The sequence below is a fragment of the Microbacterium hydrocarbonoxydans genome (genome assembly GCF_023715885.1).
GTDB lineage: Bacteria > Actinomycetota > Actinomycetes > Actinomycetales > Microbacteriaceae > Microbacterium > Microbacterium hydrocarbonoxydans_C.
Window position 1 is genome coordinate 353,089 of the sequence record NZ_JAMBOY010000002.1, and the last position, 26,273, is coordinate 379,361.

At 70.3% G+C, this 26,273-nt stretch carries 25 protein-coding genes; 9 read left to right on the plus strand and 16 right to left on the minus strand.

Features of this window, described 5'->3' with window-relative positions:
- Positions 1–12: 12 nt before the first annotated feature.
- The 3 genes from M3195_RS06045 to M3195_RS06055 are packed head-to-tail and all read right to left on the minus strand — an operon-like array spanning position 13 to position 2,130.
- Positions 13–630, minus strand: coding sequence for a GNAT family N-acetyltransferase (locus tag M3195_RS06045; RefSeq protein ID WP_251585641.1), 618 nt, complete (start codon positions 628–630; stop codon positions 13–15).
- Positions 631–634: 4 nt separating this feature from the next.
- A complete protein-coding gene (locus tag M3195_RS06050; protein WP_251585642.1) occupies positions 635–1,345 on the minus strand; it encodes a uracil-DNA glycosylase in 711 nt (236 codons plus the stop codon).
- Positions 1,342–2,130, minus strand: coding sequence for an SDR family oxidoreductase (locus M3195_RS06055; protein ID WP_251585643.1), 789 nt, complete (start codon positions 2,128–2,130; stop codon positions 1,342–1,344). Before M3195_RS06055 ends, M3195_RS06050 begins: the two co-directional genes overlap by 4 nt.
- A 160-nt stretch (positions 2,131–2,290) precedes the next feature.
- Here M3195_RS06055 and M3195_RS06060 point away from each other — a divergent pair, with 160 nt between their 5' ends.
- From M3195_RS06060 to metX, 3 genes are all read left to right on the plus strand, one after another.
- The gene (locus M3195_RS06060; RefSeq protein ID WP_251585644.1) at positions 2,291–3,613 is read left to right on the plus strand and encodes a bifunctional o-acetylhomoserine/o-acetylserine sulfhydrylase; all 1,323 of its coding nucleotides are present in this window, start codon (positions 2,291–2,293) and stop codon (positions 3,611–3,613) included.
- A gap of 109 nt (positions 3,614–3,722) precedes the next feature.
- Positions 3,723–4,652 carry an endonuclease/exonuclease/phosphatase family protein gene (locus M3195_RS06065; protein WP_251585645.1) on the plus strand — a complete coding sequence of 310 codons (930 nt, stop codon included), beginning with the start codon at positions 3,723–3,725 and terminating at the stop codon, positions 4,650–4,652.
- A 93-nt stretch (positions 4,653–4,745) separates the two neighbouring features.
- A complete protein-coding gene (gene metX / locus M3195_RS06070) occupies positions 4,746–5,954 on the plus strand; it encodes a homoserine O-acetyltransferase MetX (protein ID WP_251585646.1) in 1,209 nt (402 codons plus the stop codon).
- 15 nt (positions 5,955–5,969) lie between these two features.
- Here the strand turns inward: metX and M3195_RS06075 are convergent, their stop codons facing one another.
- The 3 genes from M3195_RS06075 to M3195_RS06085 form a co-directional block, all read right to left on the minus strand.
- Positions 5,970–6,596 (minus strand): NUDIX hydrolase, encoded by a 627-nt coding sequence (locus tag M3195_RS06075; protein ID WP_251585647.1) that lies wholly within the window; start codon positions 6,594–6,596, stop codon positions 5,970–5,972.
- 64 nt (positions 6,597–6,660) lie between these two features.
- On the minus strand, positions 6,661–7,878 hold the full coding sequence (locus M3195_RS06080; RefSeq protein WP_251585648.1) for an MFS transporter: 1,218 nt from the start codon (positions 7,876–7,878) through the stop codon (positions 6,661–6,663).
- A 9-nt stretch (positions 7,879–7,887) separates the two neighbouring features.
- Complete coding sequence (locus M3195_RS06085) at positions 7,888–8,670, minus strand: helix-turn-helix transcriptional regulator (protein ID WP_251585649.1); 783 nt, start codon at positions 8,668–8,670, stop codon at positions 7,888–7,890.
- Positions 8,671–8,719: 49 nt separating this feature from the next.
- Here M3195_RS06085 and M3195_RS06090 point away from each other — a divergent pair, with 49 nt between their 5' ends.
- Positions 8,720–9,175 (plus strand): DUF2000 domain-containing protein, encoded by a 456-nt coding sequence (locus M3195_RS06090; protein ID WP_251585650.1) that lies wholly within the window; start codon positions 8,720–8,722, stop codon positions 9,173–9,175.
- 14 nt (positions 9,176–9,189) lie between these two features.
- On the opposite strand, the gene M3195_RS06095 is transcribed toward M3195_RS06090, so the two are convergent.
- The 3 genes from M3195_RS06095 to M3195_RS06105 are packed head-to-tail and all read right to left on the minus strand — an operon-like array spanning position 9,190 to position 11,604.
- Positions 9,190–9,519, minus strand: a complete 330-nt coding sequence (locus tag M3195_RS06095; RefSeq protein WP_251585651.1) for a thiamine-binding protein — start codon at positions 9,517–9,519, stop codon at positions 9,190–9,192.
- Positions 9,520–9,523: 4 nt separating this feature from the next.
- Positions 9,524–10,759: a hypothetical protein gene (locus tag M3195_RS06100; protein ID WP_251585652.1), complete on the minus strand. Its 1,236-nt coding sequence runs from the start codon at positions 10,757–10,759 to the stop codon at positions 9,524–9,526.
- A complete protein-coding gene (locus tag M3195_RS06105) occupies positions 10,756–11,604 on the minus strand; it encodes an ADP-dependent NAD(P)H-hydrate dehydratase (protein WP_251585653.1) in 849 nt (282 codons plus the stop codon). Before M3195_RS06105 ends, M3195_RS06100 begins: the two co-directional genes overlap by 4 nt.
- A gap of 56 nt (positions 11,605–11,660) precedes the next feature.
- Between M3195_RS06105 and M3195_RS06110 the strand changes: the two genes are divergently transcribed.
- Entirely contained in the window at positions 11,661–12,728 is a 1,068-nt protein-coding gene (locus M3195_RS06110) for an NADH:flavin oxidoreductase/NADH oxidase (protein WP_251585654.1), read from the plus strand.
- Positions 12,729–12,792: 64 nt separating this feature from the next.
- Here M3195_RS06110 and M3195_RS06115 read toward each other — a convergent pair whose 3' ends face one another.
- The 3 genes from M3195_RS06115 to M3195_RS06125 all read right to left on the minus strand — a co-directional run bounded on the left by M3195_RS06115 (position 12,793) and on the right by M3195_RS06125 (position 16,731).
- Positions 12,793–13,854, minus strand: coding sequence for a hemolysin family protein (locus tag M3195_RS06115; RefSeq protein ID WP_251585655.1), 1,062 nt, complete (start codon positions 13,852–13,854; stop codon positions 12,793–12,795).
- On the minus strand, positions 13,851–15,167 hold the full coding sequence (locus M3195_RS06120; RefSeq protein WP_251585656.1) for a hemolysin family protein: 1,317 nt from the start codon (positions 15,165–15,167) through the stop codon (positions 13,851–13,853). Before M3195_RS06120 ends, M3195_RS06115 begins: the two co-directional genes overlap by 4 nt.
- A gap of 109 nt (positions 15,168–15,276) precedes the next feature.
- Entirely contained in the window at positions 15,277–16,731 is a 1,455-nt protein-coding gene (locus M3195_RS06125) for a GuaB1 family IMP dehydrogenase-related protein (RefSeq protein ID WP_251585657.1), read from the minus strand.
- A gap of 160 nt (positions 16,732–16,891) precedes the next feature.
- On the opposite strand from M3195_RS06125, the gene M3195_RS06130 reads away from it, so the two are divergent.
- Positions 16,892–20,563, plus strand: a complete 3,672-nt coding sequence (locus tag M3195_RS06130; protein ID WP_251585658.1) for a multifunctional oxoglutarate decarboxylase/oxoglutarate dehydrogenase thiamine pyrophosphate-binding subunit/dihydrolipoyllysine-residue succinyltransferase subunit — start codon at positions 16,892–16,894, stop codon at positions 20,561–20,563.
- Positions 20,564–20,639: 76 nt separating this feature from the next.
- On the opposite strand, the gene M3195_RS06135 is transcribed toward M3195_RS06130, so the two are convergent.
- The 3 genes from M3195_RS06135 to M3195_RS06145 all read right to left on the minus strand — a co-directional run bounded on the left by M3195_RS06135 (position 20,640) and on the right by M3195_RS06145 (position 22,931).
- Positions 20,640–21,947 carry a GNAT family N-acetyltransferase gene (locus M3195_RS06135; RefSeq protein WP_251585659.1) on the minus strand — a complete coding sequence of 436 codons (1,308 nt, stop codon included), beginning with the start codon at positions 21,945–21,947 and terminating at the stop codon, positions 20,640–20,642.
- A 79-nt stretch (positions 21,948–22,026) separates the two neighbouring features.
- Positions 22,027–22,272, minus strand: a complete 246-nt coding sequence (locus M3195_RS06140) for a zf-HC2 domain-containing protein (protein WP_096714735.1) — start codon at positions 22,270–22,272, stop codon at positions 22,027–22,029.
- Positions 22,269–22,931, minus strand: a complete 663-nt coding sequence (locus M3195_RS06145; protein ID WP_096714736.1) for a sigma-70 family RNA polymerase sigma factor — start codon at positions 22,929–22,931, stop codon at positions 22,269–22,271. The genes M3195_RS06140 and M3195_RS06145 overlap by 4 nt, the downstream gene beginning before the upstream one ends.
- Positions 22,932–23,001: 70 nt before the next feature.
- On the opposite strand from M3195_RS06145, the gene aroA reads away from it, so the two are divergent.
- The 3 genes from aroA to bcp are packed head-to-tail and all read left to right on the plus strand — an operon-like array spanning position 23,002 to position 25,877.
- On the plus strand, positions 23,002–24,327 hold the full coding sequence (gene aroA / locus M3195_RS06150; protein WP_251585660.1) for a 3-phosphoshikimate 1-carboxyvinyltransferase: 1,326 nt from the start codon (positions 23,002–23,004) through the stop codon (positions 24,325–24,327).
- Positions 24,324–25,394 (plus strand): ribosome small subunit-dependent GTPase A, encoded by a 1,071-nt coding sequence (gene rsgA / locus M3195_RS06155; RefSeq protein WP_251585661.1) that lies wholly within the window; start codon positions 24,324–24,326, stop codon positions 25,392–25,394. Before aroA ends, rsgA begins: the two co-directional genes overlap by 4 nt.
- Before the next feature lie 9 nt (positions 25,395–25,403).
- Positions 25,404–25,877: a thioredoxin-dependent thiol peroxidase gene (bcp, locus tag M3195_RS06160; RefSeq protein WP_251585662.1), complete on the plus strand. Its 474-nt coding sequence runs from the start codon at positions 25,404–25,406 to the stop codon at positions 25,875–25,877.
- A 3-nt stretch (positions 25,878–25,880) separates the two neighbouring features.
- Here bcp and M3195_RS06165 read toward each other — a convergent pair whose 3' ends face one another.
- Positions 25,881–26,264 (minus strand): hypothetical protein, encoded by a 384-nt coding sequence (locus M3195_RS06165; RefSeq protein WP_251585663.1) that lies wholly within the window; start codon positions 26,262–26,264, stop codon positions 25,881–25,883.
- Positions 26,265–26,273 lie beyond the last annotated feature (9 nt).

Below are 26,273 nucleotides of genomic sequence, written 5' to 3' on the forward strand. Positions count from 1 at the left end.
CATGCCACGGGGTCAGCGCGAGGCTGCTCCTCCGAAGAGCCGTCGACGCTTCGCCGGCTTCAGCGCCCGACGCATGTAGACCGTGCCGAGGTCTCGGCCGAACTTGTGGCCGACCCGACCCATGCGGCCCGCCTCGACGAACCCGAGGCGCTCGTGCAACCTGATGGACGCCTCGGCCTTGCTGTCGCTGATGACCGCCACCATCTCGCGGATGCCCAGCTGCTCGCACGCGTCGATGAGCGCCTGCAGCAGCGCCTTCCCCAGCCCTTTGCCGCCCGCGCCCGGACCGAGGTAGATCGAGTCCTCGACCGTGTACCGGTAGGCGTTCTTCCCCGCCCACGGCTGCGCAAGCGCGTAGCCGAGCACGACCCCAGACGGCGACACCGCGACGAGGAAGGGCAGGCCGAGCCTGCCGAGGAGCGCGAACTTCTCGCGCCAGTACGGGATGCTGCTGCGGCGCTCGTCGAGCGTCACCACGGAGTTGCTCACGAAGTGGTTGTAGATCTCACGCACGTGACCCAGATCGGCCGGGCGAGCGGGACGGATGCTGTACGAGAAGACGTCCGGCGCCTGCTGCGGGCGCAGATGGCGCGGCAGGACACGACGGCGGTCCCCCGGCTCGAACTGCATGCGATCAGCTTAGGGGCCGCTCCCCCTCGACGCGCCAGTCGACCGGATCGGCGCCGAGCTCCTCGAGCAGCGCATTCGCGCGCGAGAACGGCCGGGACCCGAAGAAGCCGCGGCTCGCCGACAACGGCGATGGGTGCGCGGAGGCGATGACGGGGGTGTCGCCGAGGAGCGGCTGCAGATTCGCGGCATCCTTCCCCCAGAGGATCGCGACGAGCGGCTGGTCGCGCGCGACGAGAGCGCGGATCGCCAGCTCGGTGACCTTCTCCCAGCCCCAGCCGCGATGCGAAGCGGCCTCGCCCGGCCGCACCGTGAGCACCCTGTTGAGCAGCAGCACCCCCTGGTCGCTCCAGGCCGTGAGGTCGCCGTGCGGCGCCGGCGGGATTCCGAGGTCGCTCTCGCGCTCGCGATAGATGTTCGCGAGGCTCCGCGGCAGCGGGCGCACGTGCCGCTCGACCGCGAACGACAGGCCGATCGGGTGCCCGGGTGTCGGGTACGGGTCCTGGCCGGTGATGAGCACCCTCACCTCGCTGAGCGGACGCTGGAACGCCCGGAGCACATCGCCACCCGAGGGGAGGTAACCGCGCCCCTCCGCCTGCTCGCCGCGCAGCCGCTGACCCAGCGCGGTGATCGTGTCCTGCTCGGGCGCAAGGGCCTTCGCCCAGCCTGCATCGATGGCGCCGTCGGCCGAAAGCTCGGCGAGGCTGCGCGCGGTCACGATTCGTCGACCGCGCGCACGCGGAGCGGCCCGCGGGCCAGCAGATGATTGGCCGACTGCGCGACCGGCCGCATCGTGATGAGGTCCAGGTTCACGTGACCGGGTGCGTCGAGGGCGTAGGCGATGACGTCGGCGACGTCTTCGGCGAGGAGCGGCTGCTCGACGCCCGAATACACGGCCTCCGCGGCCGCGTTGTCGCCGCCGAGGCGATTGAGCGTGAACTCCTCGGTGTGCACGAGTCCGGGCGCGACCTCGGAGACACGGATCGGCTCGCCGTTGAGCTCGAGGCGCAGCGCGTGCACGAGCATCGACTCCGCGGCCTTAGCGGCGTTGTAGCCGGCGCCGCCCGGATACGCCACCTGCGCGGCGGTCGAGGTCACGAAGAGCGTGTCGGCGTGTCCGTCGGCGGCCGCCGCTCGGCGCAGGAGCGGCAGGAGCCCTGCGACCAGACGCTGGCTCGACAGCACGTTCGCGTCATACATCCACTGCCAGTCGGCGACGGATCCGTCCTCGACGCGGTCGGTGCCGCGGGCACCGCCCGCGATCTGAACGAGGGCGTGCACCGGGCCGGTGGCGTCGAGCTCCTCCACCAGGGCCGTCACCGCGTCCCCGTCCGTGAGATCGCACGCGATCGCGGAAGCGCCCGTTTCTGCCACGAGCGTCGCGAGCCGGTTCTCGCGGCGGGCCACGCCGACGACATCCCACCCCCGCGACCGCAGCGCGCGCACCGTGGCCTCCCCGATTCCCGAGCTCGCCCCTGTGACCACTGCACGCCTGTTCGCCATGCCCTCCACCGTACGATGTTCCGAGCGATGGGACGCGGGAAAACGCGGGCGCAGACTGTTACGTCACATGTCCCGGTTCTTGTTGACATCGAGCGATATTCCGTACTGTCGCTGCAAGGCATCAGCCGCACCGACCTTCCGACCGTTCCAGGGGGAACACATGTCCGCACCCGAGACCTGGCGTTTCGAAACCAAGCAGATCCACTCCGGCGCAGCGCCCGATCCGGTCACCAAGGCTCGTGCGACGCCGATCTACCAGACCACGTCGTACGTGTTCGACAGCGCGGACCACGCGGCGAACCTCTTCGCGCTCGCGGAGTTCGGCAACATCTACACCCGCATCCAGAACCCGACCCAGGACGTCCTGGAGCAGCGCCTCGCGGCCCTCGAAGGGGGCACCGGCGCCCTCGTGCTCTCCAGCGGCCAGGCGGCGTCGACGTTCGCGGTGCTGAACATCGCCCAGGCCGGCGACCACATCGTCTCCTCCAGCTCGATCTACGGCGGCACGTACAACCTCTTCAAGTACACGCTCGCGAAGCTCGGCATCGAGGTCACCTTCGTCGAGAACCAGGACGACCCCGAGGAGTGGCGTCGCGCGGTCCGGCCGAACACGAAGCTGTTCTTCGCCGAGACGATCGGCAACCCGCAGATCAACATCCTCGACATCCGCACCGTCGCCGACGTGGCCCACGAGGCTGGCGTGCCGCTGATCGTCGACAACACGATCGCCACCCCGTACCTGATCCGTCCCTTCGAGCACGGCGCCGACATCGTCGTGCACTCGGTGACGAAGTTCCTCGGTGGACACGGCACCACCATCGGCGGCGTCATCATCGACGGCGGCACGTTCGAGTGGTCGAAGAACGTCGAGAAGTTCCCCGGCCTCACGGAGCCTGACCCCTCGTACCACGGTGCGAGCTACACCACCGCGGTCGGAGACCCGCTCGCGTACATCATCAAGGCCCGAGTGCAGCTGCTGCGCGATCTCGGCTCGTCGATCGCTCCGCAGAGCGCATGGAACCTCATCCAGGGCATCGAGACGCTGTCTCTGCGCATCGAGCGCCACGTGCAGAACGCCCAGGAGATCGCCGAGTGGCTCGACGGCCGCGACGACGTCGCGAGCGTCAACTACTCCGGCCTGCCCTCCTCGCCCTGGTACGCAGCGGCGAACCGGTACGCGCCGAAGGGTGTCGGAGCCGTGCTGTCGTTCGAGCTCAAGGGGGGTGTCGAGGCGGGTCGCGAGTTCGTGAACAGCCTGTCGCTCTTCAGCCACCTCGCCAACATCGGCGACGTGCGCTCGCTCGTCATCCACCCGGCCTCGACCACGCACGCGCAGCTGACCCCCGAGCAGCAGCTCACCGCCGGCGTCACGCCCGGCCTGGTGCGCCTGTCGGTCGGCATCGAGAACATCGACGACCTCAAGGCCGACCTCGATCAGGCCCTGGCGGCAGCCCGTCGGGTGTCGGAGGCGGCTCGCGCCTGACCTCGCGTGCTCGACAGAAGCGCCCCGGGCCTCTCCCGGGGCGCTTCTGCGTTCGGCCGGCGCACAGCAGTGAACGTCGAGAATGGAGATCCCCGCCCGGAGGAGCACCATGACCGACGTCACAGCGCCGACCGTCGTCTGCTCTCGGCGGCGGACAGCCGCCCGGATCATCGCCGTCACGGCGGCGGCGGCGCTGCTCGCGACCGTCGCGGTGTGGATTCCGGGCGTCGTCGGCACCGCGGCATCCGTCGTCCTCCCGTGGCTGGGACTCGTGCTCGCGTCACTCGTCGTGTTCGCGTTCGTGCGCGCCCGCCGGACGCTGCTGCTCCTGCTCGTCCCCGTTCTCGTCTGGCTGCTCGCCCTCGCGCCGTCGGCTCCCGGATTCGCTGCGACGGCCGACGGGCCCACCCTGACCGTCGGGAGTCAGAACGTGCGTGCGCACTCGGGCGGCGCTGCATCGTCGGCGAAGCAGGTCGCCGCCTCGTCGCCCGACGTCATCGCGCTCATCGAGCTCGACGGAGACAGTCTCGATGCAGCCCGTTCGGCGCTCGACGAGCGGTACCCGCACTCGTACGCCGTCGGGACCGTCGGGGTGTGGAGCCGCTACCCGCTGACGAGCGCGGACGCGCTCACCCTGGGCCTCGACTGGAAGCGCGCCTTGCGCGTGACGGTGCAGACGCCGGACGCCGAGGTCGCCGTGTACGTGCTGCACGCCGACTCTGTCCGCCCAGGTCAGCAGCAGGGCCGCGACACCATGCTCGCGAATCTCGCCGACGCGGTCTCCGAAGACGGCGCACCCTCCGTCGTCGCGGTCGGCGACTTCAACGCGGCGTCGGCGGACCCTGCTCTGGGTGCCCTGCGCGCGCACCTCGACTGGGTCAGGCCGACCGACGGCACCCTCGGCTTCACCTGGCCGGCAGCGTTGCCCCTCACCCGCATCGACCAGGTGTTCGCGCGGGGCCTCGACGTCGTGTCGTCGGGCACGGTGCGGGCGGGCGAGAGCGACCATCTGGCCACCGTGACCACATTCGGCCTCTGACGATCCTCCCGCGTCGAGCGCGGTCCGCGCGACGACGCTCCCGGGTGACGTAACGTTCCGTCGACGCCGGGCCCGTCACTGGAGAATGGAGTCATGGACTGGCAGACGACCTCCGAAGACACGGTGCCCTCCGCACCCGTGACGGAGGCCGACGTCCGGCTGCTCCGCGCGCGACCGCCCGCGACCGGCGCCTGGCGCGACGGAGACCCCCTCGGCGGTCGCCGCTTCGCCTCCTTCGGCGCGTTCCGCACCGAGAGCGGGGCCGAGCTGCCCGGCATCCGCCTGGCCTTCGAGTCGTGGGGAGAGCTCAACGCCGCCCGAGACAATGCGATCCTCGTGCTGCACGCGCTGACGGGCGACAGTCACGTGCGCGGCGAAGCCGGCGCCGGCCATCCGACCGCGGGGTGGTGGGAGGACGTCGTCGGCCCCGGCGCGCCGCTCGACACCGACCGCTGGTTCGTCATCGCCCCCAACATGCTGGGCGGATGCCAGGGGTCGACCGGCCCCGCGAGCATCGGTCCGCGCGGCATCGAGTGGGCGTCGCGCTTTCCGTATCTGACGATCCGCGACCAGGTCGCGGCCCAGGTGCGCCTTGCAGACGCGCTGGGGATCGACGCATGGGCCGCGGTGATCGGCGGATCGATGGGCGGTATGCACGCTCTCGAGTGGGCTGCCACCCACCCCGAGCGCGTGGAGCGGCTCGCGGTGCTGTCATCGCCCCCGGTGACCACTGCCGACCAGATCGCGCTGAACACGGTTCAGCTGGAGACGATCCGCATGGACCCGCGTTACCTGAGCGGCGAGTACTACGACCTCTCCGATGGCGACGGGCCCCACCGGGGGCTCGCGCTCGCCCGGCGCATGGCTCTGCTGAACTACCGGAGCCCGATCGAGCTGAATCAGCGGTTCCAGCGCTCGTGGCAGTCCGACGTCTCACCGCTGGGGCACGGCGGGCGGTTCGCCGTCGAGTCGTACCTCGACTTCCACGGCAACAAGTTCACGCGGCGGTTCGACGCGAACAGCTACATCACGCTCGTCGAGGCCATGAACTCGCACGACGTGGGTCGTGATCGCGGCGGCGTCGAAGCGGCGCTCGCGGCCGTGACGGCGCGCACACTGGTGCTCGGCATCGACAGCGACCGCCTGTTCCCCGTCGACGGACAGCACCGTATCGCCCGCGGCATCCCGAACACGCTCGACGGGGATGAGGCCGTCGTCCTCGTGAGCGACTTCGGTCACGACGGCTTCCTCATCGAGACGCAGGCCGTGGGAACGCACCTGCGCCGTCTGCTCGCGGCGTGACGCTCGCAGTCGCCGTCACCCTCCGCCGAGCGTCCAGGGCAGTGCCGTCGTGTCGAGGCGCAGGTCGTCCCAGGCGAAGACCGCACCGCCCTCCCCCGGAAGAACGCGCGTCGAGAACTGCCGCACTGCGCCTGCCGTGGCGAGCGCCTGGTCGACGGAGTCGGCCGCGCTCAGGTGGTGCAGGGTCATCCACGTGGGCGGGAAAAGTGTCCACTCCCCCGTCGCATGACGCGCGAGTGCCTGACCGGGAGTCACCCATTGCGCGTCGACGACCTCGTCGGCGGAGAGCCGCAGCTCACCATCCGGCGCTTCTGCGAGGAAGAACCAGGTCCTGATCCGCACGGGCGCCTCGGGCGGCGGCTGCCACAGCGAGAGGGCGACGGCCTCTCCGGCGACGAGACCGACCTCCTCCCGCGTCTCCCGGATACCCGCGCGACGCGCCTGGTCGACCTCGTCGTCGCCGGGTAGACGGTCGCGCTCCTCGACCTTGCCGCCCGGGAAGACCCAGGCACCGGCGAAGGATCCGCGGCCGGGGCGGCGCATGAGGAGTACCTCGGGCCCGCCGGCGATACGGTCGGCGGGCGCTCCCGGTCGCAGCAGCACGACGGTGCCCGCGACGGGAAGGTCATCGAGATCGGTCATCCCGTCACTCTACGGGCGGGGTCGCGAACGGGTGGCGCCACCGCTTCAGGAGCCGGGCGCCCGCTCAGGCGACCAGCGCGGGGCGTCGCGCCTCGGCGCGGTACGCGACGAGCGCGATGAGCAGTCCGGCCACGGCCAGGACTGCTCCCGTCCACGACGGTGCGGTGAATCCCCACCCCGCGGCGATCACGACGCCGCCGAGGAAGGCGCCGAGGCTGTTGCCGATGTTGAGCGCGGAGTGGTTGATCGCGGCGGCGATCGACTGGTTGTCGCCCGCGACATCCATGAGCCGCGTCTGGATCGTCGGGCTGAGCGCCGCCGACACCAGGCCGACGACGAGCACGAGCGCAGCGAGAGAGACGATCCAGAACGACAACAGCGCGAGCAGCGCGAACACGCCCGCCATCACCGCGAGACCCCACAGCAGCGTGCGGCGCAGATCGATGTCGGCGAGGTGCCCGCCCACGAGATTGCCGACGGTCATGCCGACGCCCATCAGCACGAGCACGATCGGCACCACCCACTCCGGCGATTCGGCGACCTCCGTCACGAGCGGGGCGATGTAGCTGTACACGGCGAAGAACCCGCCGAAGCCGATCGCGCCGATGCCGAGCGTGAACCACACCTGGGGGATGCGGAAGACGCCGAGTTCCTGGCGCATGGTGCGTCCGGGCGTACCCGGGTGCTCCGGCACGAACAGCAGGATGCACACCGTCGCGATCGCGAAGACCAGGGCGACGACGCCGAACGCCGCGCGCCACCCCCACTGCTGCCCGAGGAAGGTGCCGAGCGGCACGCCCACCACGTTCGCCACGGTCAGACCCGTGAGGATGAACGCCACACCCTTGGCCCGGTTGCCCGGGCCCATGACATCGGCGGCGATGAGCGCGCCGATTCCGAAGTACGCGCCGTGCGGGAGCCCGGCGAGGAACCGGGAGACGCCCACGAGCTCGAAGGTCGGCAGAACCACCGTGAGCGCGTTGAAGACGGTCAGTGCTATCGCCAGGGCGATGATCACGCGGTGCCGGGGGAACCGCGCGACGAAGCCGGCGATGGTCGGAGCCCCCACCACGACGCCCAGGGCGTACAGCGAGATCAGCCAGCCGGCCTGGCTCAGCGCGTCTTCGGGGCTCGATGCCCAGAGCGTCGGGAGCAGTTCGGCGGCGATGTTCGGGAGCAGGCCCATGACGACGAACTCGGTCATGCCGATGCCGAAGCTGCCGATGGCGAGGGAGAGGAGCGCCCACTTCGCCGCACCCCTCGATTCAGTCGAGGGATTCACCGGTTCAGCTTAGCGGCTGCGAGAGGGAGCGAAGGCCCCGGGAGTGGTGCCGAGCACCCGGCGGAAGTGACGGTTCAGGTGCGATTGGTCGTGGAATCCCGAACGAGCCGCCGCTGTCGCGGGCGGAACCCCGTCGACGAGGAGGCGACGGGCGAGGTCGATACGTCGGCTTACGACGTACTGGTGCGGAGCGAGGCCGTATGTCTGCGAGAACACGCGGATGAGGTGACTGGGGTGCACTCCGAACGCGGCCGCGACCTCTGCGAGCGTGAACGTCTCGGCGAAGCGGTCGTCGAGCTCCGCGCGCAGTCTCCGAGCGAGCGGGGAGTCGTTCCGCTCCGTGCTCGGCGTACCCAGTTGCGCGAGCACGAGTCGCCGCACCGACAGCATCCAGTGCTCGGCGGCCAGAAGATCACCCGGAGCGGCGAGGGCCCCGTGGACGCGGCGGATCGCCGCCAGCACCGCCGGATCGGCGAGAGTCGGCTGCGCGACGGAGAGCGACTGCGCCCTGGTCGGCAGCCAGTCGCCGTCGAGGTAGACGACGCGTTTCCGATAGGGACGACCGGCGACCGCCGAGCGTCCGTCGTGCGGGATTCCGGGCGGCAGCAGAGTCAGGGCGCGCGGCGCGGCGATGTGCGAGGAGCGGTGAAGGCCGTACGAGACCGCTCCCTCGTCGACGAGCATCACCGCCCAGCCGTCGTGCGCGTGCATCGGATAGGCGTGCTGGAACGTCGCGTGATAGACCTCCCGAATGCCCGGAACCGCCGGGTGCCACGCTCGGACGTCGTCCACGCAACAAACGTACAAGACGGCGCGGCGACGGACTCGGGATGCTGGAGGAATGACCGATCCCTCCGCGACCTCCGTCGACCACGATGCCGCCGTCCGTTTCGACACCAAGATCGTGGTGCTGCTCGACGACCGGCTCACCGCATGGCAGGAGCTGAACGTGACCGCCTTCCTGACCTCGGGCATCACCGTGAGCGCCCGTGACCTCACGGGCGAGCCGTATCGGGACGCCGACGGCGTCGAGTATCTGCCGATGCTGCGGCAGCCCGTGGTGGTCATGACGGCGCCGACCGACCTCCTGCGCATCGCGAGGGCCAAGGCCTCGTCCCGCGACGATATGGCCGTCGCGGTGTACACCCGCCAGCTGTTCGACACGGGCCACGATGCCGCGAACCGTGCCGCGGTCGCCGCGGTCGGATCCGACGAGCTCGATCTGGTCGGCATCGCCCTGCGCGGTCCGCGCAACGCCGTGGACCGCATCACGAAGGGTGCGCGACTCCACGACTGACGACGGATCGCCGCTCAGCCGTCCGCGTCGTCCATGGCCGCCTCGAGCCGCTCGATCTTCGCATCGAGCTCACCGGAATACCCGGGCCGGATGTCGGCCTTCAGCACGAGTGAGACTCGAGACCCGAACGGCATGACGGCCTCGGTCGCCCGCTTGACCACGTCCATGACGGTGTCCCAGTCCGGGCCCTCGATCTCGGTGAACATGCTCGTGGTGCGGTGGGGCAGCCCGGATTCGCGGACGACTCGCACCGCGGCGGCGACCGCGTCGTGCACGGAGGCGTCGGACCGGGTCGATCCGTCGGCGGGGTCGCCGCTCGGGGCGACGGAGAAGGCGATCAGCATGGGTTCACTCCCTGATGGTGGACGGTCTGTGAGCGGGCACACGCACGAGGGCGCGGATGCCGACGGCGAGCAGGATGACGAGAAGCAGGTTGCGCAGGGTGAGCACGAGCACGGGCAGCAGTTCGGCGCGCAGCAGGGCGTCGTAGTTCAGCGGATACACGAGGCAGGTGAGCGCGCACAGTGCGAGCACGATCACGGCGGGAGCCGTCGCCCTGGCACGGTCGAGGATCAGCCAGAGCAGCACGGGGGCGATCAGCCAGGTCTGGAACTGCGGCGAGCCGACCTTGTTGAGGACGATCAGCGTCGTCACGAGCGACAGCGCCAGGGGCGGCAGGAGGCGGGAGAGGGATGCACCACGCGTCGCCTTGATCGATCCGACCAGCAGGATGACCGCTGCGATCACCACCATGAGCGGTGTCAGCACCGCGCCGACGGCATCCGCACCTGGCGCGGCGATCTGGAACGTGAGGATCTCGAAGCTGTACTCGATGCGCGCCGTACCGGCGACCGCGAGCCACAGGAACGGCGTCGCGGCCACCGCCTCGATCTGCAGCCCGCGCCCCGCCTGCTCCGTGACGAAGCCGAAGATCTCCGAATCGGCGCCCAGCAGAAAAAGCACGCCGACGACCGCTGCGGAGACGCCTGCCGCCGTGAGCAGCATCCGCATGCGGGTGGTCGCGGCGACGATCGCCGCTGCGAGGAGCGCCCCCGGCCAGATCTTGATCCAGGCGCCGATCGTGAGCAGCGCGGCGGCGGCGGGGCGGCGCGACAGCCAGAGGCCGCCGATCACGGCGATCGGCACCGTGATCGCGTCGATCCGGTACAGCGCGATCGGGCCGAGCAGCAGGAGCGCCGCGACCCAGAACCACGCTCCGGTACGGCGCGCGCGCGAGGGTGACCGTCCGACCAGCACGGCGAAGGCGATCGCATCGAGCACGGTGACGAGCGCCGCCCACGCCACCAGATAGGCGGCCGACGTCCCCACCGCTCCGACGAGCGGAGCCGCGAGCAGCTTCGCGGCGATCATCGGCAACAGCGCGAGCTGCGGATACACCCACGTCTCGGTGACCCCGACGATCGGTCCGCCCGAGAGCGCCGCCGAGGCCCACGGCTCGTACACGAGCACGACGTCGCCCATCGGCTGGCTCGGGTACAGCCAGCCGGTGACGGCGGTCACGGCGTGCGCGGCGAGGAACGCCGTCCAGAGCAGCACGGCCTGCGCTGACCCCCCTCGGCTCATGCCAGGAGTTCCGCGATGACGCCGGGCAGGGCGTGCGCGACGTCGAGTGCGACTATGGGATGCCCCGGCGCACCGTCGTGGACTCCTGCGGCCCGTCGCGCGGCCTGACCGTGGAGCCATGCCCCGGCTGCCGCGATGTCGGCGATGTGGGCGTCCGGATTCGCGGCGAGGAGAGCACCGAGGACTCCGCCCAGGACATCGCCCGTACCTGCCGTGGACAGCCATCCCGTACCCGCCTCGACGGCGACGGCTGGTCCGTCGGGACGGGCGATGAGCGTGCGCGCGCCCTTCAGCAGCACGACAGCGCCGACGGCCTCGGCCACGGCCGTCGCGACGCCCTCCCGGTCGGCATCCTCGTCGACGCCCAGACGCTCCTGCAGGCGGGCGAACTCTCGACCGTGCGGCGTGAGCAGCATCGGCGCACGCATCGCGGATGCCGTCGCGACGTCGGCCGCGAGATCCAGCGCACCCGCGTCGACGACGACCGCGTCCTCCCCCGCGAGGATCTGTCGCAGCTCGTGCCCTTCCTCCACTGTGCGGGACGCGGCATCCGTCCCCGACCCGATGACCCATGCCCCCACTCGCGCCCCGACCGCGTGCGGACTGACCACGGTCTCGGGCCGCCGGGCCAGCACGGCGTCGGCCGCTCGACCCTCGCCGATGTAGCGCACGAATCCGGCCCCCGTACGCCACGCGGCCTCGACCCCCAGCACCGCAGCGCCGGGGTAGGCGGGAGACCCGGTGCGCAGACCGACCACTCCCCGTGTGTACTTGTCGTCATCGGGGCCGGGCACCCGCAGGAATCGAGCGGTGTCGCTGCGGGACCATTCACGGGCTTCGGACATGACTCCACGTTAGTGCGGCGACCCGCGCCCGCCTCCGAGCGCCGTAGCGTTGTGGGGTGAGCATCCTCTTCTCCCCCGTGACCTTCCGTTCCGTCACCGTCCGCAACCGCCTCTGGGTCTCGCCGATGTGCATGTACAGCGCCGTCGACGGCGTCGTGCAGGAATGGCATCGTTCGCACCTCGCCCAGTTCGCCTCCGGCGGTGCGGGACTCGTCATCGCCGAGGCGACGGCCGTCGTCCCCGAGGGTCGCATCTCTCCGCGGGATGCCGGGCTCTGGACCGATGAGCAGCGCGATGCGTGGGCGCCGATCGTCGACGCGATCCACGCGCGCGGCGCTGCGGCGGGCGTGCAGCTCGCCCATGCGGGCCGCAAGGCCTCGACCTGGTGGCCGTGGGCCGCCGAACGCGGCTCCGTGCCGGTCGACGAGGGCGGCTGGGTCACGACCGCGCCCTCACCGATCGCCTTCGACGGCTACGCCGCGCCGATCGAGCTCGACGAGTCCGGCGTCGACGCGGTCGTCGACGGCTTCGTCGCTGCGGCTCGTCGCGCGGTCGACGCGGGCTTCGATGTGCTCGAACTGCACGGCGCGCACGGGTACCTCCTGCACCAGTTCCTCTCCCCGCTCTCGAACGAGCGCACCGACGACTACGGAGGATCACTCGAGAACCGGGCAGGCCTGCTGCTGCGGACCATCGACGCCGTGCGCATCGAGGTGGGAGACGGCGTGCCGCTCTTCGTGCGCATCTCCGCCACGGACCACGCCGACGGCGGCTTCACGCCGGACGAGGCCGCGACGGTCGCGGCCTGGGCGACCGAGCACGGCGCCGACCTGATCGACGTGTCCAGCGGCGGGCTCGTCGCGCACCAGCAGATCACCGTGCACCCCGGGTACCAGGTGCCGCTCGCCGAGACCGTTCGGCAGGGCGGGCGCATCCCCGTATCGGCGGTCGGTCTCATCACCGCGGCGGAGCAGGCCGAGCAGGTACTCGCCGAGGGCTCAGCCGATGCGATCTTCGCCGGACGCGAGTGGCTGCGCGACCCGCACTTCGGTCTGCGGGCGGCGCATGAGCTCGGCGCCGATGTCGCCTGGCCTCCGCAGTACGAGCGGGCGCGCTGGCGCTGAGGCACCGTCCCCGTGAGAGCGGCCCTCCGGATCGGATGATCCGGAGGGCCGCCGTCGGTGCATCTCAGTGCCCGCGTACGCGCCGCGTGGCGTCCTGCACCTCTCCGACGAGCTCCTCCAGGATGTCCTCGAGGAAGAGCACGGCCGTCGTGCGCCCCTGAGCGTCGCGCACCTTCGCGAGGTGACGGCCGGCTCGGCGCATCACGGCGAGCGCGTCCTCGAGATCGGTGTCCTCCTGCACGGGCACCATGTGGTGGATCCGCTTGGCGGGAAGCGGCTCGAACAGCTTCGCCTCGGCATCCGGACCGTCCGACGCGCGCAGGATGTCCTTCAGGTGCACGTACCCGACCGGCGCGTCCTCCTCGTCGACGATCACGTACCGGGAGAACCCGTAGCGGGCGACGGCCTTCTCGATGTCGTCCGGCGTGGTCGTCTGCGGCAGCGTCACGAGATCGCCGAGCGGCACCGCGACGTCCCTGGCCTTCTTGTCGGTGAACTCCACCGCCGCGGCGACCGCGCCGGCGGCGTCCATGAGCACGCCTTCGCGCCGGGACTGGTCGACGATCGTCGCGACCTCGTCGAGCGTGAAGGTCGACGCGGCCTCGTTCTTCGGCTCGACGCGGAACAGACGCAGCACGCCGTTCGCCGCGGCGTTCAGCACCCAGATCACGGGCATGAACGCCTTCGACACCCACACGAGCGGCGGGGCCAGCAGCAGCACCGCCCGGTCGGGAACCGAGAACGCGAGGTTCTTCGGCACCATCTCGCCGAACACGACGTGCAGGAAGGAGACGATCAGGAGCGCGATCGCGAACGACACCGTGTCGACGACGGCATCCGACCATCCGATCGCGTGCAGCGGAGCGGCGAGCAGATGGTGGATAGCCGGCTCCGACACGTTCAGGATCAGCAGCGAGCAGATCGTGATGCCGAGCTGCGAGGTCGCCAGCATGAGCGTGGCGTGCTCCATGGCGTACAGCGCGGTCTTCGCGGAGCGGGAGCCCTGCTCGGCACGCGGCTCGATCTGCGAGCGCCGGGCGGAGATCACGGCGAACTCCGCGCCGACGAAGAAGGCGTTGGCGACGAGGAGCACCACGAGCCATGCGAGTCCTGCCCAGTCGCTCATCGAGTCACCTCACCCTCGCCGTCGGTCGTGCCGGGCACGTAGCGGATGCGGTCGACGCGGCGTCCGTCCATCCTCACGACGTGCAGCGTGCCGGTGTCGAGCGGGACCTCGTCTCCGACGACCGGCACCCTCTCGAGGACGCTCATCACGTAGCCGCCGACGGTGTCATAGACATCGCCCTCGGGGACGTCGACGCCGGCGCGGCGCCGGAGCTCGTCCGGTCGCAGCTCGCCCGGGAACGTGATGCCGTCGCGGCCGGTGATGACGCCCGCGCGCGTGCGGTCGTGCTCGTCCGAGACCTCGCCGACGATCTCCTCGACGAGATCCTCCAGAGTGACGAGGCCCGCTGTGCCTCCGTACTCGTCGACGACGACCGCGAGCTGGTAGCCGCGGGCCCGGAGCTCGGCGACGAGTCCGTCGACGTGCGCCGTCTCCGGCACCCGCAGCGGCTCGGTGGCCAGCGCGCCGGCGGGCACCTCGGCCCGGCGATCGCGGGGCACTGAGATGGCCGCCTTCAGGTGCACGACGCCGGTGATGTCGTCGAGATCCTCGCCGTAGACGGGGAAACGGCTGTGGCCCGTCCGACGCGCCATCCTCAGCACCTCGTCGGCCGGGTCGGCGGCGTCGATCGCGTGCATGCTCGGCCGCGCCGTCATCACGTCGGCCGCGGTGAGGCGGGAGAAGGTCAGCGTGCGGTCGAGCAGGGTCGCCGTGTCGGCTTCGAGCACGCCGGCGCTGGCCGAACGGCGCACGAGCGAGGAGAGCTCCTCCGCGGTGCGCGCGCCGGAGAGTTCCTCCTTCGGCTCGATGCCCATGCCGCGCAGCACGCCGTTCGCCGAGCCGTTGAGCACGACGACCGCCGGCTTGAAGACCGTGGTGAAGGCGACCTGGAACGGCACGACGAGCTTGGCCGTCTGCCTCGGCAGCGCGAGGGCGAAGTTCTTGGGCACGAGCTCGCCGAGGATCATCGACAGCGCGGTGGCGACCAGCATCGCGACGACCGTGGCGATCGGCGCCACGGTCGCCTCGGGGAAGCTCCAGGCGAGGAGCGTCGGCCGCAGCATGTTCGAGATCGCCGGCTCCATCGTGTACCCGGTCAGCAGGGTCGTCAGGGTGATGCCGAGCTGCGCGGCCGACAGATGCGTGGAGGTGTGCCGCAGCGCGCCGATCGTCATGGCCAGACGGCTCTCACCCCGAGCCTGACGGGCCTCGAGCTCGGCACGGTCGAGGTTGACCAGTGCGAACTCGCTCGCGACGAACAGTCCGGTACCGATCGTGAGGAGGAGCCCCACGCCCAGCAGGATGTAATCCATCACAGGTTCCCCTCACGAATGAGAGGCGGGCGGTGGGGCGAGGTACTGCAACTGGGAGGGTCGTCCATAGTGAGCAGAATCATACGGGATCCAGCTCATCGACGGGCTGTCACCAGCTGACGGGAAGAGCCTTGCCCTCCTCGTATCCGGCCGCCGACTGCAGGCCGACGAGCGCCCTCTCATGGAACTCGGGCACCGACGATGCGCCGGCATACGTGAAGGAGGAGCGAACTCCCGACGTGATCATGTCGAGCAGGTCCTCGACGCCCGGGCGCAGCGGGTCGAGGTAGATCTTCGACGAGGAGATGCCCTCGGCGAACAGCTCCTTGCGCGCCCGCTCGTAGGCGTCGAGACGCCCGAAGCGCGCCTGCACCGCCTTGGTCGACGCCATGCCCCACGATTCCTTGAACACGCGACCCTCGGCGTCCGACTGCAGCTCGCCCGGCGCCTCGATCGTGCCGGCGAACCACGAGCCGATCATGACGGATGCCGCGCCGGCGGCGAGCGCGAGCGCGACGTCGCGCGGGTAGCGCACTCCCCCGTCCGCCCACACGTGCGCGCCGAGTCCGCGAGCGGCCTCTGCCGTCTCCAGCACCGCCGAGAACTGCGGGCGACCGACGGCGGTCATCATGCGCGTCGTGCACATCGCCCCCGGCCCGACGCCGACCTTGAGGATGGATGCGCCCGCATCGACGAGGTCGCGGACGCCGTCGGCGGTGACGATGTTGCCCGCCACGATCGGGATGCCGAGGTCGAGGTCGGCCACGGCACGCAGCGCGTGCAGCATCCCCTCCTGGTGGCCGTGCGCGGTGTCGACGACGAGCACGTCGACACCCGCTGCGGCGAGCGCGCGCGCCTTGGCCGCGACATCGCCGTTGATCCCCACGGCGGCGGCGACCGCGAGGCGGCCGTCCGTGTCGACGGCGGGGCCGTACAGGGTCGAGCGCAGTGCGCTGCGCGCGCTCAGGGTGCCGACCAGGTGTCCGTGCCTGGTCACGGTGACCATCTCGACGTCCGCCTCGGTGATCACGTCGAAGGCGTGCCGACCGGAGCCGATGTCGTCGGCGTCGATCGACGGCGTGCCTGCGTGCACGAGGTCTCCGAGCTGCGCGTCGGGCAGTGCGGTCGCGAGCCGGGCTGCCGGGAGGATGCCGAGGATCCGGTCCGCGTCGTACGGCGCGTCGCCTCTCGCGACGACGACCCCGTGTCCTGGAGCCGCGGGGAACAGGCGCAGCGCGTCCGAGACGGATGCCTCCGGCGGCAGGACGACGGGAGTGTCCCACAGCACCGGCTGCGCCTTCACGTCGCGGATGGCCGCGTCGAGCTCCTGCAGGGGCAGATCCTGCGGGAGCACGCCGAGACCGCCGCGCCGCGCGAGCACCGCAGCGAGCCGGGGACCGGTGACCGAGTTCATGTTCGACGCCACGAGCGGCAGCGTCGCCGGCGTCCCGTCCAGCGGCGCGAGATCGACCTGGAGGCGGCTCGTGACGGCCGAACGACGCGGCACGAGGAAGACGTCCGAGTAGGTCAGATCGACTGAGGGGGATGCACCGGAGAACTCCATGAGTCCACGGTATCCGGATCGGTCGGACGCGGGGCCCTTGCCTGGACGATCCTCCGCGGAAACACGTTAGGCTTGATGGTCGAGAGTGTGCGGGCCCGGACGCATCCTGACGTCCTGATGCGCACACGTGGAATTCAGCGATGAAAGAGGGCGATCGAGCGTGTCGAACCAGGTGACCGGCGTCAGCGGCGACGGGGGGTTCGGAGCCAATTCCTGGCTCGTGGAAGAGCTCTACGAGCAGTTCAAGGTCAACCGCGACTCCGTCGACAAGGAGTGGTGGCCGATCCTGGAGAAGTACCACTCGGATGCCGGGTCCGGCACGGCGCCCGCGACGCCCGAGGCTGCGCCGACGACACACCCGGTGACGGCACCCATCCCCGTGATCGGCGCTCAGCCCGTCGCGCGGACGACTGCGAAGCCCGCAGCGGCGGCGCCGATCCCCGCTCAGGCCCCGAAGCCGGCGACCAAGGATGCCGAGGACGCGGCGGAAGAGGACAAGGTCACTCCGCTCCGCGGACTGCCCAAGACCCTCGCCGCCAACATGGACGAGTCCCTGACCGTCCCGACCGCGACCAGCGTCCGCACCATCCCCGCCAAGCTGATGATCGACAACCGCATCGTCATCAACAACCACATGGCGCGCACGCGCGGCGGCAAGATCAGCTTCACCCACCTCATCGGCTGGGCGCTCATCCGCACCCTCGACGAGTTCCGCAGCCAGAACGTCTTCTACGCCGAGATCGACGGCAAGCCCTCTGTCGTCGCACCTGCGCACGTGAACCTCGGCATCGCGATCGACCTGCCCAAGCCTGACGGCACCCGCGCCCTCATGGTCCCGAGCATCAAGCGCGCCGACACCATGACCTTCTCCGAGTACCTCACCGCCTACGAGGACCTCGTCACCCGGGCTCGCAACAACAAGCTGACCGCGACCGATTTCCAGGGCACCACGGTCTCGCTCACCAACCCCGGCGGGATCGGCACGGTTCACTCGGTGCCGCGTCTCATGAAGGGCCAGGGCTGCATCATCGGCGCCGGCGCCCTCGAATACCCGGCGGAGTTCCAGGGTGCCAGCCCGAAGACGCTCAACGAGCTCGCGATCGGCAAGACGATCACACTCACCAGCACGTACGACCACCGCGTCATCCAGGGTGCCGGCTCCGGCGAGTTCCTGAAGAAGGTGCACGAGCTCCTGATCGGACAGCGCGGCTTCTACGACGACATCTTCGCCGCACTCCGCATCCCGTACTCCCCCATCCGCTGGAACCCCGACATCGCCGTCGACCTCGCCGAGCGCGTCGACAAGCAGTCCCGGGTGCAGGAGCTCATCAACTCCTACCGCGTGCGCGGTCACCTGATGGCCGACATCGACCCGCTCGAGTACGTGCAGCGCTCGCACCCCGACCTCGAGATCGAGAGCCACGGACTCACCTTCTGGGACCTCGACCGCGAGTTCGTCACCGGAGGCTTCGGCGGACGCCGCGTCGCCAAGCTCCGCGACATCCTCGGCGTGCTCCGCGACTCGTACTGCCGCACCCTCGGCATCGAGTACATGCACATCCAGGACCCGGAGCAGCGCCGGTGGTTCCAGGAGAAGGTCGAGGTCAAGTACCAGAAGCCCGGCCACGACGAGCAGCTGCGCGTGCTGCGCAAGCTGAACGAGGCCGAGGCCTTCGAGACGTTCCTGCAGACGAAGTTCGTCGGCCAGAAGCGCTTCTCGCTCGAGGGCGGCGAGTCGCTGGTTCCGCTGCTCGACGAGATCCTCCAGGGGGCGGCGACGGCCGGCCTCGAGGGCGCCGCGATCGGCATGGCCCACCGCGGACGCCTCAACGTGCTGACGAACATCGCCGGGAAGACCTACGGTCAGGTCTTCCAGGAGTTCGAGGGTACCCAGACCCCCGGCAACCAGCGCGGGTCGGGCGACGTCAAGTACCACCTCGGCACCGAAGGCACCTTCGTCGCCGACGACGGATCCGAGCTCCCCGTCTACCTCGCCGCCAACCCCTCGCACCTCGAGACCGTCGACGGCGTTCTCGAGGGCATCGTGCGTGCCAAGCAGGACCGCAAGCCGATCGGCACCTTCACCTGGCTGCCGATCCTCGTGCACGGCGACGCGGCGTTCGCCGGCCAGGGCGTGGTCGTCGAGACGCTGCAGATGTCGCAGCTTCGCGGATACCGTACGGGCGGCACCGTCCACGTCGTCGTGAACAACCAGGTCGGCTTCACGACGCTCCCGAACGACTCGCGCACCTCGGTGTACGCCACCGATGTCGCCAAGACCATCCAGGCGCCCGTCCTGCATGTGAACGGTGACGACCCCGAGGCCGTCATCCACGTCGCGCAGCTCGCCTTCGAGTACCGCGAGCGGTTCCACCGCGACGTCGTGATCGACCTCGTCTGCTACCGCCGCCGCGGTCACAACGAGGGCGACGACCCCTCGATGACGCAGCCGCTCATGACCGACCTCATCCAGGCCAAGCGCTCGGTGCGCAAGCTCTACACCGAATCCCTCGTCGGCCGCGGCGACATCACCGAGGAGGAGTACGACCAGGCGAAGGCGGACTTCCAGAACCGGCTCGAGATCGCGTTCGCCGAGACCCACGCCGCCGAGACCGGCGCGACCCCGGTCGTGTCGGAGCAGGCGCCGGTCGAGGAACAGGTCGGTGAGCCCGAGGTGACCGGCGTCTCCAACGAGGTCATCCAGCTCATCGGCGACGCGTTCGTCAACAAGCCCGAGGGCTTCACGGTGCACCCCAAGCTGCAGCAGCAGCTCGAGAAGCGCCTCGACATGAGCCGCAACGGCAACATCGACTGGGGTTTCGGCGAGCTGCTGGCGTTCGGCTCGCTGCTCGTCGAGGGCACGCCCGTGCGCCTCGCCGGCCAGGACTCGCGACGCGGCACCTTCGTGCAGCGCCACGCGACACTGCACGACCGCGCGAACGGCCAGGAGTGGCTGCCGCTGTCGAACCTCTCCGACTCGCAGGGGCGCTTCTTCGTCTACGACTCGCTGCTCAGCGAGTACGCCGCGCTCGGGTTCGAGTACGGGTACTCGGTCGAGGCCCCGGAGGCGCTGGTGCTGTGGGAGGCGCAGTTCGGCGATTTCGTCAACGGCGCCCAGTCGGTCATCGATGAGTACATCTCCGCCGCGGAGCAGAAGTGGGGTCAGCAGTCCAGCGTCACGCTGCTGCTCCCCCACGGCTACGAGGGTCAGGGACCCGATCACTCGTCCGCGCGGATGGAGCGCTTCCTGCAGCTCTGCGCCCAGGACAACATGATCGTCGCTCGTCCGTCGACGCCCGCGTCGTACTTCCACCTGCTGCGCCGCCAGGCCTACGCGCGCCCCCGCAAGCCGCTCATCGTCTTCACCCCGAAGGCCATGCTGCGTCTGCGCGGTGCGACCAGCCCGGTCGAGGCATTCACGAAGGGCCGTTTCGAGCCCGTGATCGACGACGGTCGCGACCTCGATCGCAACGCCGTCAAGCGCGTGCTCGTGCACTCGGGCAAGGTGCACTGGGATCTGCGTTCCGAGCTGGAGAAGAACCCGAATCCTGAGATCGCGCTCGTTCGGCTCGAGCAGCTCTATCCGACGCCGATCGACGCCCTCAAGACCGTCACCGACTCCTACCCGAACGCCGAGCTGGTGTGGGTGCAGGAGGAGCCGGAGAACCAGGGCGCCTGGCCGTTCCTGGCCCTGGCCTTCGCCGACGTGCCAGGCGACCGCTCGTTCCGCCCGATCGCACGCGCCGCGTCCGCATCGCCGGCGACCGGGTCGTCGAAGGTGCATGCCGCCGAGCAGGCGAAGCTGCTCCGCGAGGCTCTGACGATCGCCTGATCCGACACCGTTCCGGGCAGAAGCAGGAAGGGCGCCGCGACCTCGGTCGCGGCGCCCTTCCTCGCGCGGGACGGTGTCAGTACCAGATGTCGAGGCCCGGGGCTGGAGTGCTGGTGAACGCGCGATCGATCGCGGCCACGGCATCCGCATCCGCCTCGATGCGGCCTGCTCCGTGCAGTGCGGAGGCACGCACCCCACCGGCATAGAGCGAGGAGAGCGCCGAGACATCGAGCTCCACATCCGCAGCGCCCGTGTTCGCCTGCTCGACCTGGGCGCCCCCGTCGGCGCCGATCCGGAGTCGCCACTCGCCGTCGGCGAAACCGAGCGAATCGCGCACGCGGAGCACGAGGTCGAGAGGCGCCGCGTAGCGGCGCGCGGTCAGACAGGCAGCGAGGTCGAGGATCCGCAGCCACCCGTGATCGTGCAGCGTCTGCGTGACGCCGCGCTGATCGTGCACGAGCCACGGCAGAGGGTCGTCGACCGGACGCAGCTCGGCTTCGACGCCGTCGACGAGATCGTGCTGCAGCGCGAACCTCCAGAGCGCCGCCGTCGCTTCGGCGGTCTCGGCCACGAGGAGGCGCACCGAGAGGGTGTGCCGCCAGGCGGTGCCGGATCCCTCCTCAGCCAGCGTGTACGCCATGACCCCGCGGACCTCCTCCGATGCGTCTCGGTAACGCACGCCACGCACCTTGTCGCGGTCCGTGTCGCTCGGCGACAGCCCCGCCATCCCGCCCCATCGGGCGGACCACCCGGGGATCTGACCGGGGCGCCCGGTGCGGGCCCGTTCGTGGACCGCGCCCAGCTCATCCGCCAGTGCGCCCCGGTCGATGTACTCGAGGCGCCCGGGTGCCGCAGGCGCGGCCCAGCCCGCGCGGCGCGCATCGACGCGGTAGCGCATCACGGGAACGGCAGAGCCGAAGCCGTAGCGGCCGTAGATGGTGGCCTCCGACACCGTGAGTCCCGCGAGCGGCACGCCGGCTTCGGCGGCGGCACGGAGCTCCCCCTCGAGGAGTGCGCGGGCGATGCCGCGGCGACGGTGGGTCGCCGAGACGGTGACCCCGCTGATCGCCCACATCGGCAGCTCACCTCCACCGGGGAGCGTCATGGGCGTGACCCAGGAGTCGATGGTGGCCACGGGTCGACCGTCCGGCACGGCGGAGTCGTACACGCCGGTGTTCCGGCGGGACTCGAAGGTGGGCCGTCCGAACTCGAGCGCTTCGGCGGTCGACTCCGGGCCGAGGAAACCGCGCGACACGGCACGCTGGAACGCCTCGGCTGCAGCCGGATCGCTCACGTCGATCACGCGGTACTCGAGTCCTTGCGCAGACAGGCGTGCTGCGGATGCGGAGTCGGCAGGGATGTCGCGGGCGTCGATGATCGTCATGCCCCCAGCCTATGGGCGGCGACAGACGTCGACGGATGCGCAGACCGCGCCCGCGGTCGATGTGCTGAGGGCGCCGCGGTCAGTGCTGAGCGGCCTGCACCTCGCGAAGACGCGCGAACACCTGGTCGCGCAGCTCCTCGGGCGCCGTCTCCCTGCACGCCCTGGCGACGACCTCGGTGAGGGTCTTCGCCACGAGCGCCTCGTCCCGGCAGGACGGGCAGTTCTCGAGATGCTCGCGGATCTCCGAATGCTCGGTCTTGCACACCTCGTTGCGGAGGTACTCCTCCAGATCCTGGCGGGCCTTGTCGCAGCCGCAGTCGCTCATTTCCTGCTCCTCGTGTCGGCCGCGGAGATTCCCCGCTCCGCGGCATAGTCCGCCAGCAGCTCGCGAAGCATTCGCCTGCCCCGATGCAGGCGGCTCATCACGGTGCCGATGGGCGTCTTCATGATGTCGGCGATCTCCTGGTAGGCGAAGCCCTCGACGTCCGCGAGATACACCGCCAGACGGAAGTCCTCCGGCACCGCCTGCAGGGCGTCCTTCACGACCGATGCCGGCATGTGGTCGATCGCCTCGGCCTCCGCCGACCTGCTGTGCGATGCGGTCGTCGACTCCGCGCCGCCCAGCTGCCAGTCCTCGAGCTCGTCGATGGTCCCCTGGAACGGCTCCCGCTGCTTCTTGCGGTAGATGTTGATGTAGGTGTTCGTGAGGATCCGGTACAGCCAGGCCTTGAGATTCGTGCCCTGCGCGAACGTCGACCAGGAGCCGTACGCCTTCACGAACGTCTCCTGCACGAGGTCGGCCGCATCGGCGGGATTGCGCGTCATGCGCATCGCCGCCGCGTAGAGCTGGTCCATGAAGGGCAGCGCCTGCTCCTCGAACTCGCGTCGAGGGTCGCCGACCGTGTCTACCGTCTCGGTGTCATCCATCACCGGCCAGTCTAGGCCGCCGAGGCGCACCGAACCGCGTTCGAGCGTGGCGAGCATTCTCTCTCCTCCTGGGCGAGTCCGCGCCTATCGGTGAGACGAGGACTCGTTGTCACTAAGGTGGGAACCGATGAGCGCCAACAGGTATTCCCCGTCCCCGGCCCAGGGCTCCTACGCCGCGCCGACGACCGCCGATCCCGTGCGCGCCACGCTCACCATCCCCGGCTCCAAGTCGCTGACGAACCGCGAGCTCATCATCGCAGCGATCGCCGACGGACCCGGTCGCCTCATCGCCCCGCTGCACTCCGACGATTCACGCCGGATGGTCGACGCACTGCGCGCTCTGGGCGTCGGGGTCGAGGAGGTCGACGGGGACGGCGAGTTCGGCCCCGACCTCGTGGTGACGCCGGCGAAGCTCCGCGGCGGCACCACGATCGACTGCGGTCAGGCGGGCACCGTCATGCGCTTCATCTCGCCGCTAGCGGGCCTGGCCGAGCAGGACGTGCATCTCACCGCGCACGAGACCGCCCTGCACCGCCCGATGGGCGGCCTCATCAGCGCCCTGCGCGACCTGGGTGTCGACATCGATGACGAGGGCACCTGGGCGCTGCCCTTCACGATCCGCGGTCACGGTCGCATCCGAGGCGGACGCGTCGAGATCGATGCCTCCGCGTCCAGTCAGTTCGTCTCCGGCCTTCTTCTCGCCGCACCGCGCTTCGACGTCGGCCTGCACCTCGTGCACACCGGCGAGCACCTGCCGAGCCTCCCCCACATCGACATGACGATCGAGGCGCTGAGCCGCCGCGGCATCCGCATCGAGCGGCCGGCGACCGGAGAATGGCTCGTGGAGGCCGGGGTGCCCCGCGCGAAGGAGATCGCGATCGAACCCGATCTCTCCAACGCCGCCCCTTTCCTGGCGGCGGCGCTCGTCACGGGCGGAGCCGTCTCGATCACGGGATGGCCCGTGCACTCGACGCAGCCCGGCGCCCTGCTGCCCGAGATCCTGCAGGCCATGGGCGCCCACGTCAGCCGCCACGGCGGTGCGCTGACGGTCAAGGCGGGAACCGAGATCCGCGGTCTCGATCTCGATCTCTCCGCCGCGAGCGAGCTGACGCCGACCCTCGTCGGCCTCGCGGCGTTCGCCTCCGGCCCGACGACGATCCGCGGCATCGGCCACATCCGCCTGCACGAGACCGATCGCATCGCCGCTCTGATCCGCAATCTGCGCGCGCTCGGCGGCGAGGCGGAGGAGCTTCCGGACGGCTTGCGGATCATCCCCCGCGAGCTGCGCAGCGGCGTATGGATGGCGCACCACGACCACCGCATGGCGACGACGGGAGCGCTGGTCGGGCTGCGGACCGCCGGCGTCGAGGTCGACGACATCGGCACCACGGCCAAGACCCTGCCGGAGTTCACCCTCCTCTGGGACAGGATGCTGCGAGGCGCGGCCGCGTGAGCTGGCTCGACGACTCCGACGACCTCGACGACGAGTACGAGGAGTACGACGAGAGCGACATCCGCACCCGTCCCAACCCGAAGGCCAACCGCCCCCGTACGAAGCGACGGCCCGCGCACGACGATGCGCAGATCGGCCGCGTGCTGGGCGTCGACCGAGGCCGGTACACCGTGATGATCGGCGAGGACACCCTCGAGGAGCGGACGATCACGGCCGCGAGGGCGCGCGAGCTGCGTCGCACGCCCATTGTGACGGGTGACCTGGCGCGCGTCGTGGGCGACACCTCCGGCGACGAGGGCACCCTGGGCAGGATCGTGGGCATCGTCGACCGCACGTCGCTGCTGCGCCGCAGCGCCGACGACACCGACCAGGTCGAGCGGGTCATCGTCGCCAACGCCGATCAGATGCTCGTCGTCGTCGCGGCGGCCGACCCCGAGCCGCGAGAGCGCCTCGTGGACCGCTATCTCGTCGCTGCGCTGGATGCCGGCATCCGCCCCCTCCTCGTCGTCACCAAGACCGATCTCGCCGACCCGACGGCCTTTCTCTCCCACTTCGAGGGCCTCGACCTGCGCGTCTTCACGAGCGCCCGCGACGGAATGCCGGTCGAGGAGATCGGCGAAGCCCTCATCGGTCACTCGACCGTGTTCGTCGGCCACTCCGGGGTGGGCAAGTCGACGCTCGTGAACGCGCTCGTGCCGAGCGCTCTCCGCGCGACAGGTCACGTCAACCAGGTCACGGGCCGCGGCCGGCACACCTCCTCGTCGACGGTGTCGCTGCGCTACGAGAGCGCCGCCGGTCGGGGCTGGGTCATCGACACCCCCGGTGTCCGCTCCTTCGGTCTCGGACACGTCGACCCCGAGAACATCCTCGCCGCCTTCACCGAGCTGGCCGCGATCGCCGAACAGTGCCCGCGAGGCTGCACGCACCTGCCCGACGCGCCGGACTGCGCCTTGATCGAGGCGGCGGAACGCGGTGAGCTGAGCGAGACGGGCATGGCGCGTCTCGACTCGCTGCAGCGGCTGCTGCAGACCTTCGCCGACAAGGCGGAGCAGGGTCCCGGCCGCTAGGCTGAATGCGTGACTGAGCGCCTCGACATCGGATCCGCAGCCCCCGACTTCACCCTCCTCGATCAGGACGGAGACAGGGTCTCTCTGGCCGACCTCCGCGGACGGAAGACAGTCCTCTACTTCTACCCGGCGGCGATGACGCCGGGCTGCACCACCCAGGCATGCGACTTCCGGGACAGCATCTCCTCCCTCGAGGGAGCCGGGTACCGCGTCGTCGGCATCTCGCGGGACGAGCCGTCGAAGCTCCGGGCGTTCCGGGAGCGCGACGGTCTCGCATTCACGCTTCTCAGCGACCCCGATCACGCGGTGCACGCCGCCTACGGCGCGTGGGGCGAGAAGATGAACTACGGCAAGGTCGTCGAGGGCGTCATCCGCTCGACCTTCGTGCTCGACGAGGAGGGCACGATCACCCTCGCCCAGTACAACGTCAAAGCCACCGGGCACGTGACACGGCTGCGCAAGCAGCTCGGTATCGACGCCTGAGCGTCATTCCGTCGGACGCGGATTCTCGGCTCGTGCGCTCGCGACGAGCAGCGCGAACCCGAGCGCTCCGGGTATGCCCACCGCGAGCGTGAAGAGCCACTGCACCGGCTGGATCGTGAGCGACGCGAGCGCGAGCGCGACGGCGAGGACCTGGAAGACGATCCCGCCGGAGCGCGCCCAGGAGCGTCCGGCGTTCGCCCCGACCGCGAACGCGATGAGAGCGCCCGCGCCGAGGAGGGTCAGCACGATCAGGGCGAGCGCGGTCGGCAGCGACGCGGCATCCCCTGCGCCGAGGCCCACCAGTTCGATGAGCGCGAAGACAACCAACGCCAGACCCTCCAGAGCGAGGATGACGGCGGCGGCGCGAGCCAGGGCTGGTGAGCGCACGATGTCTCC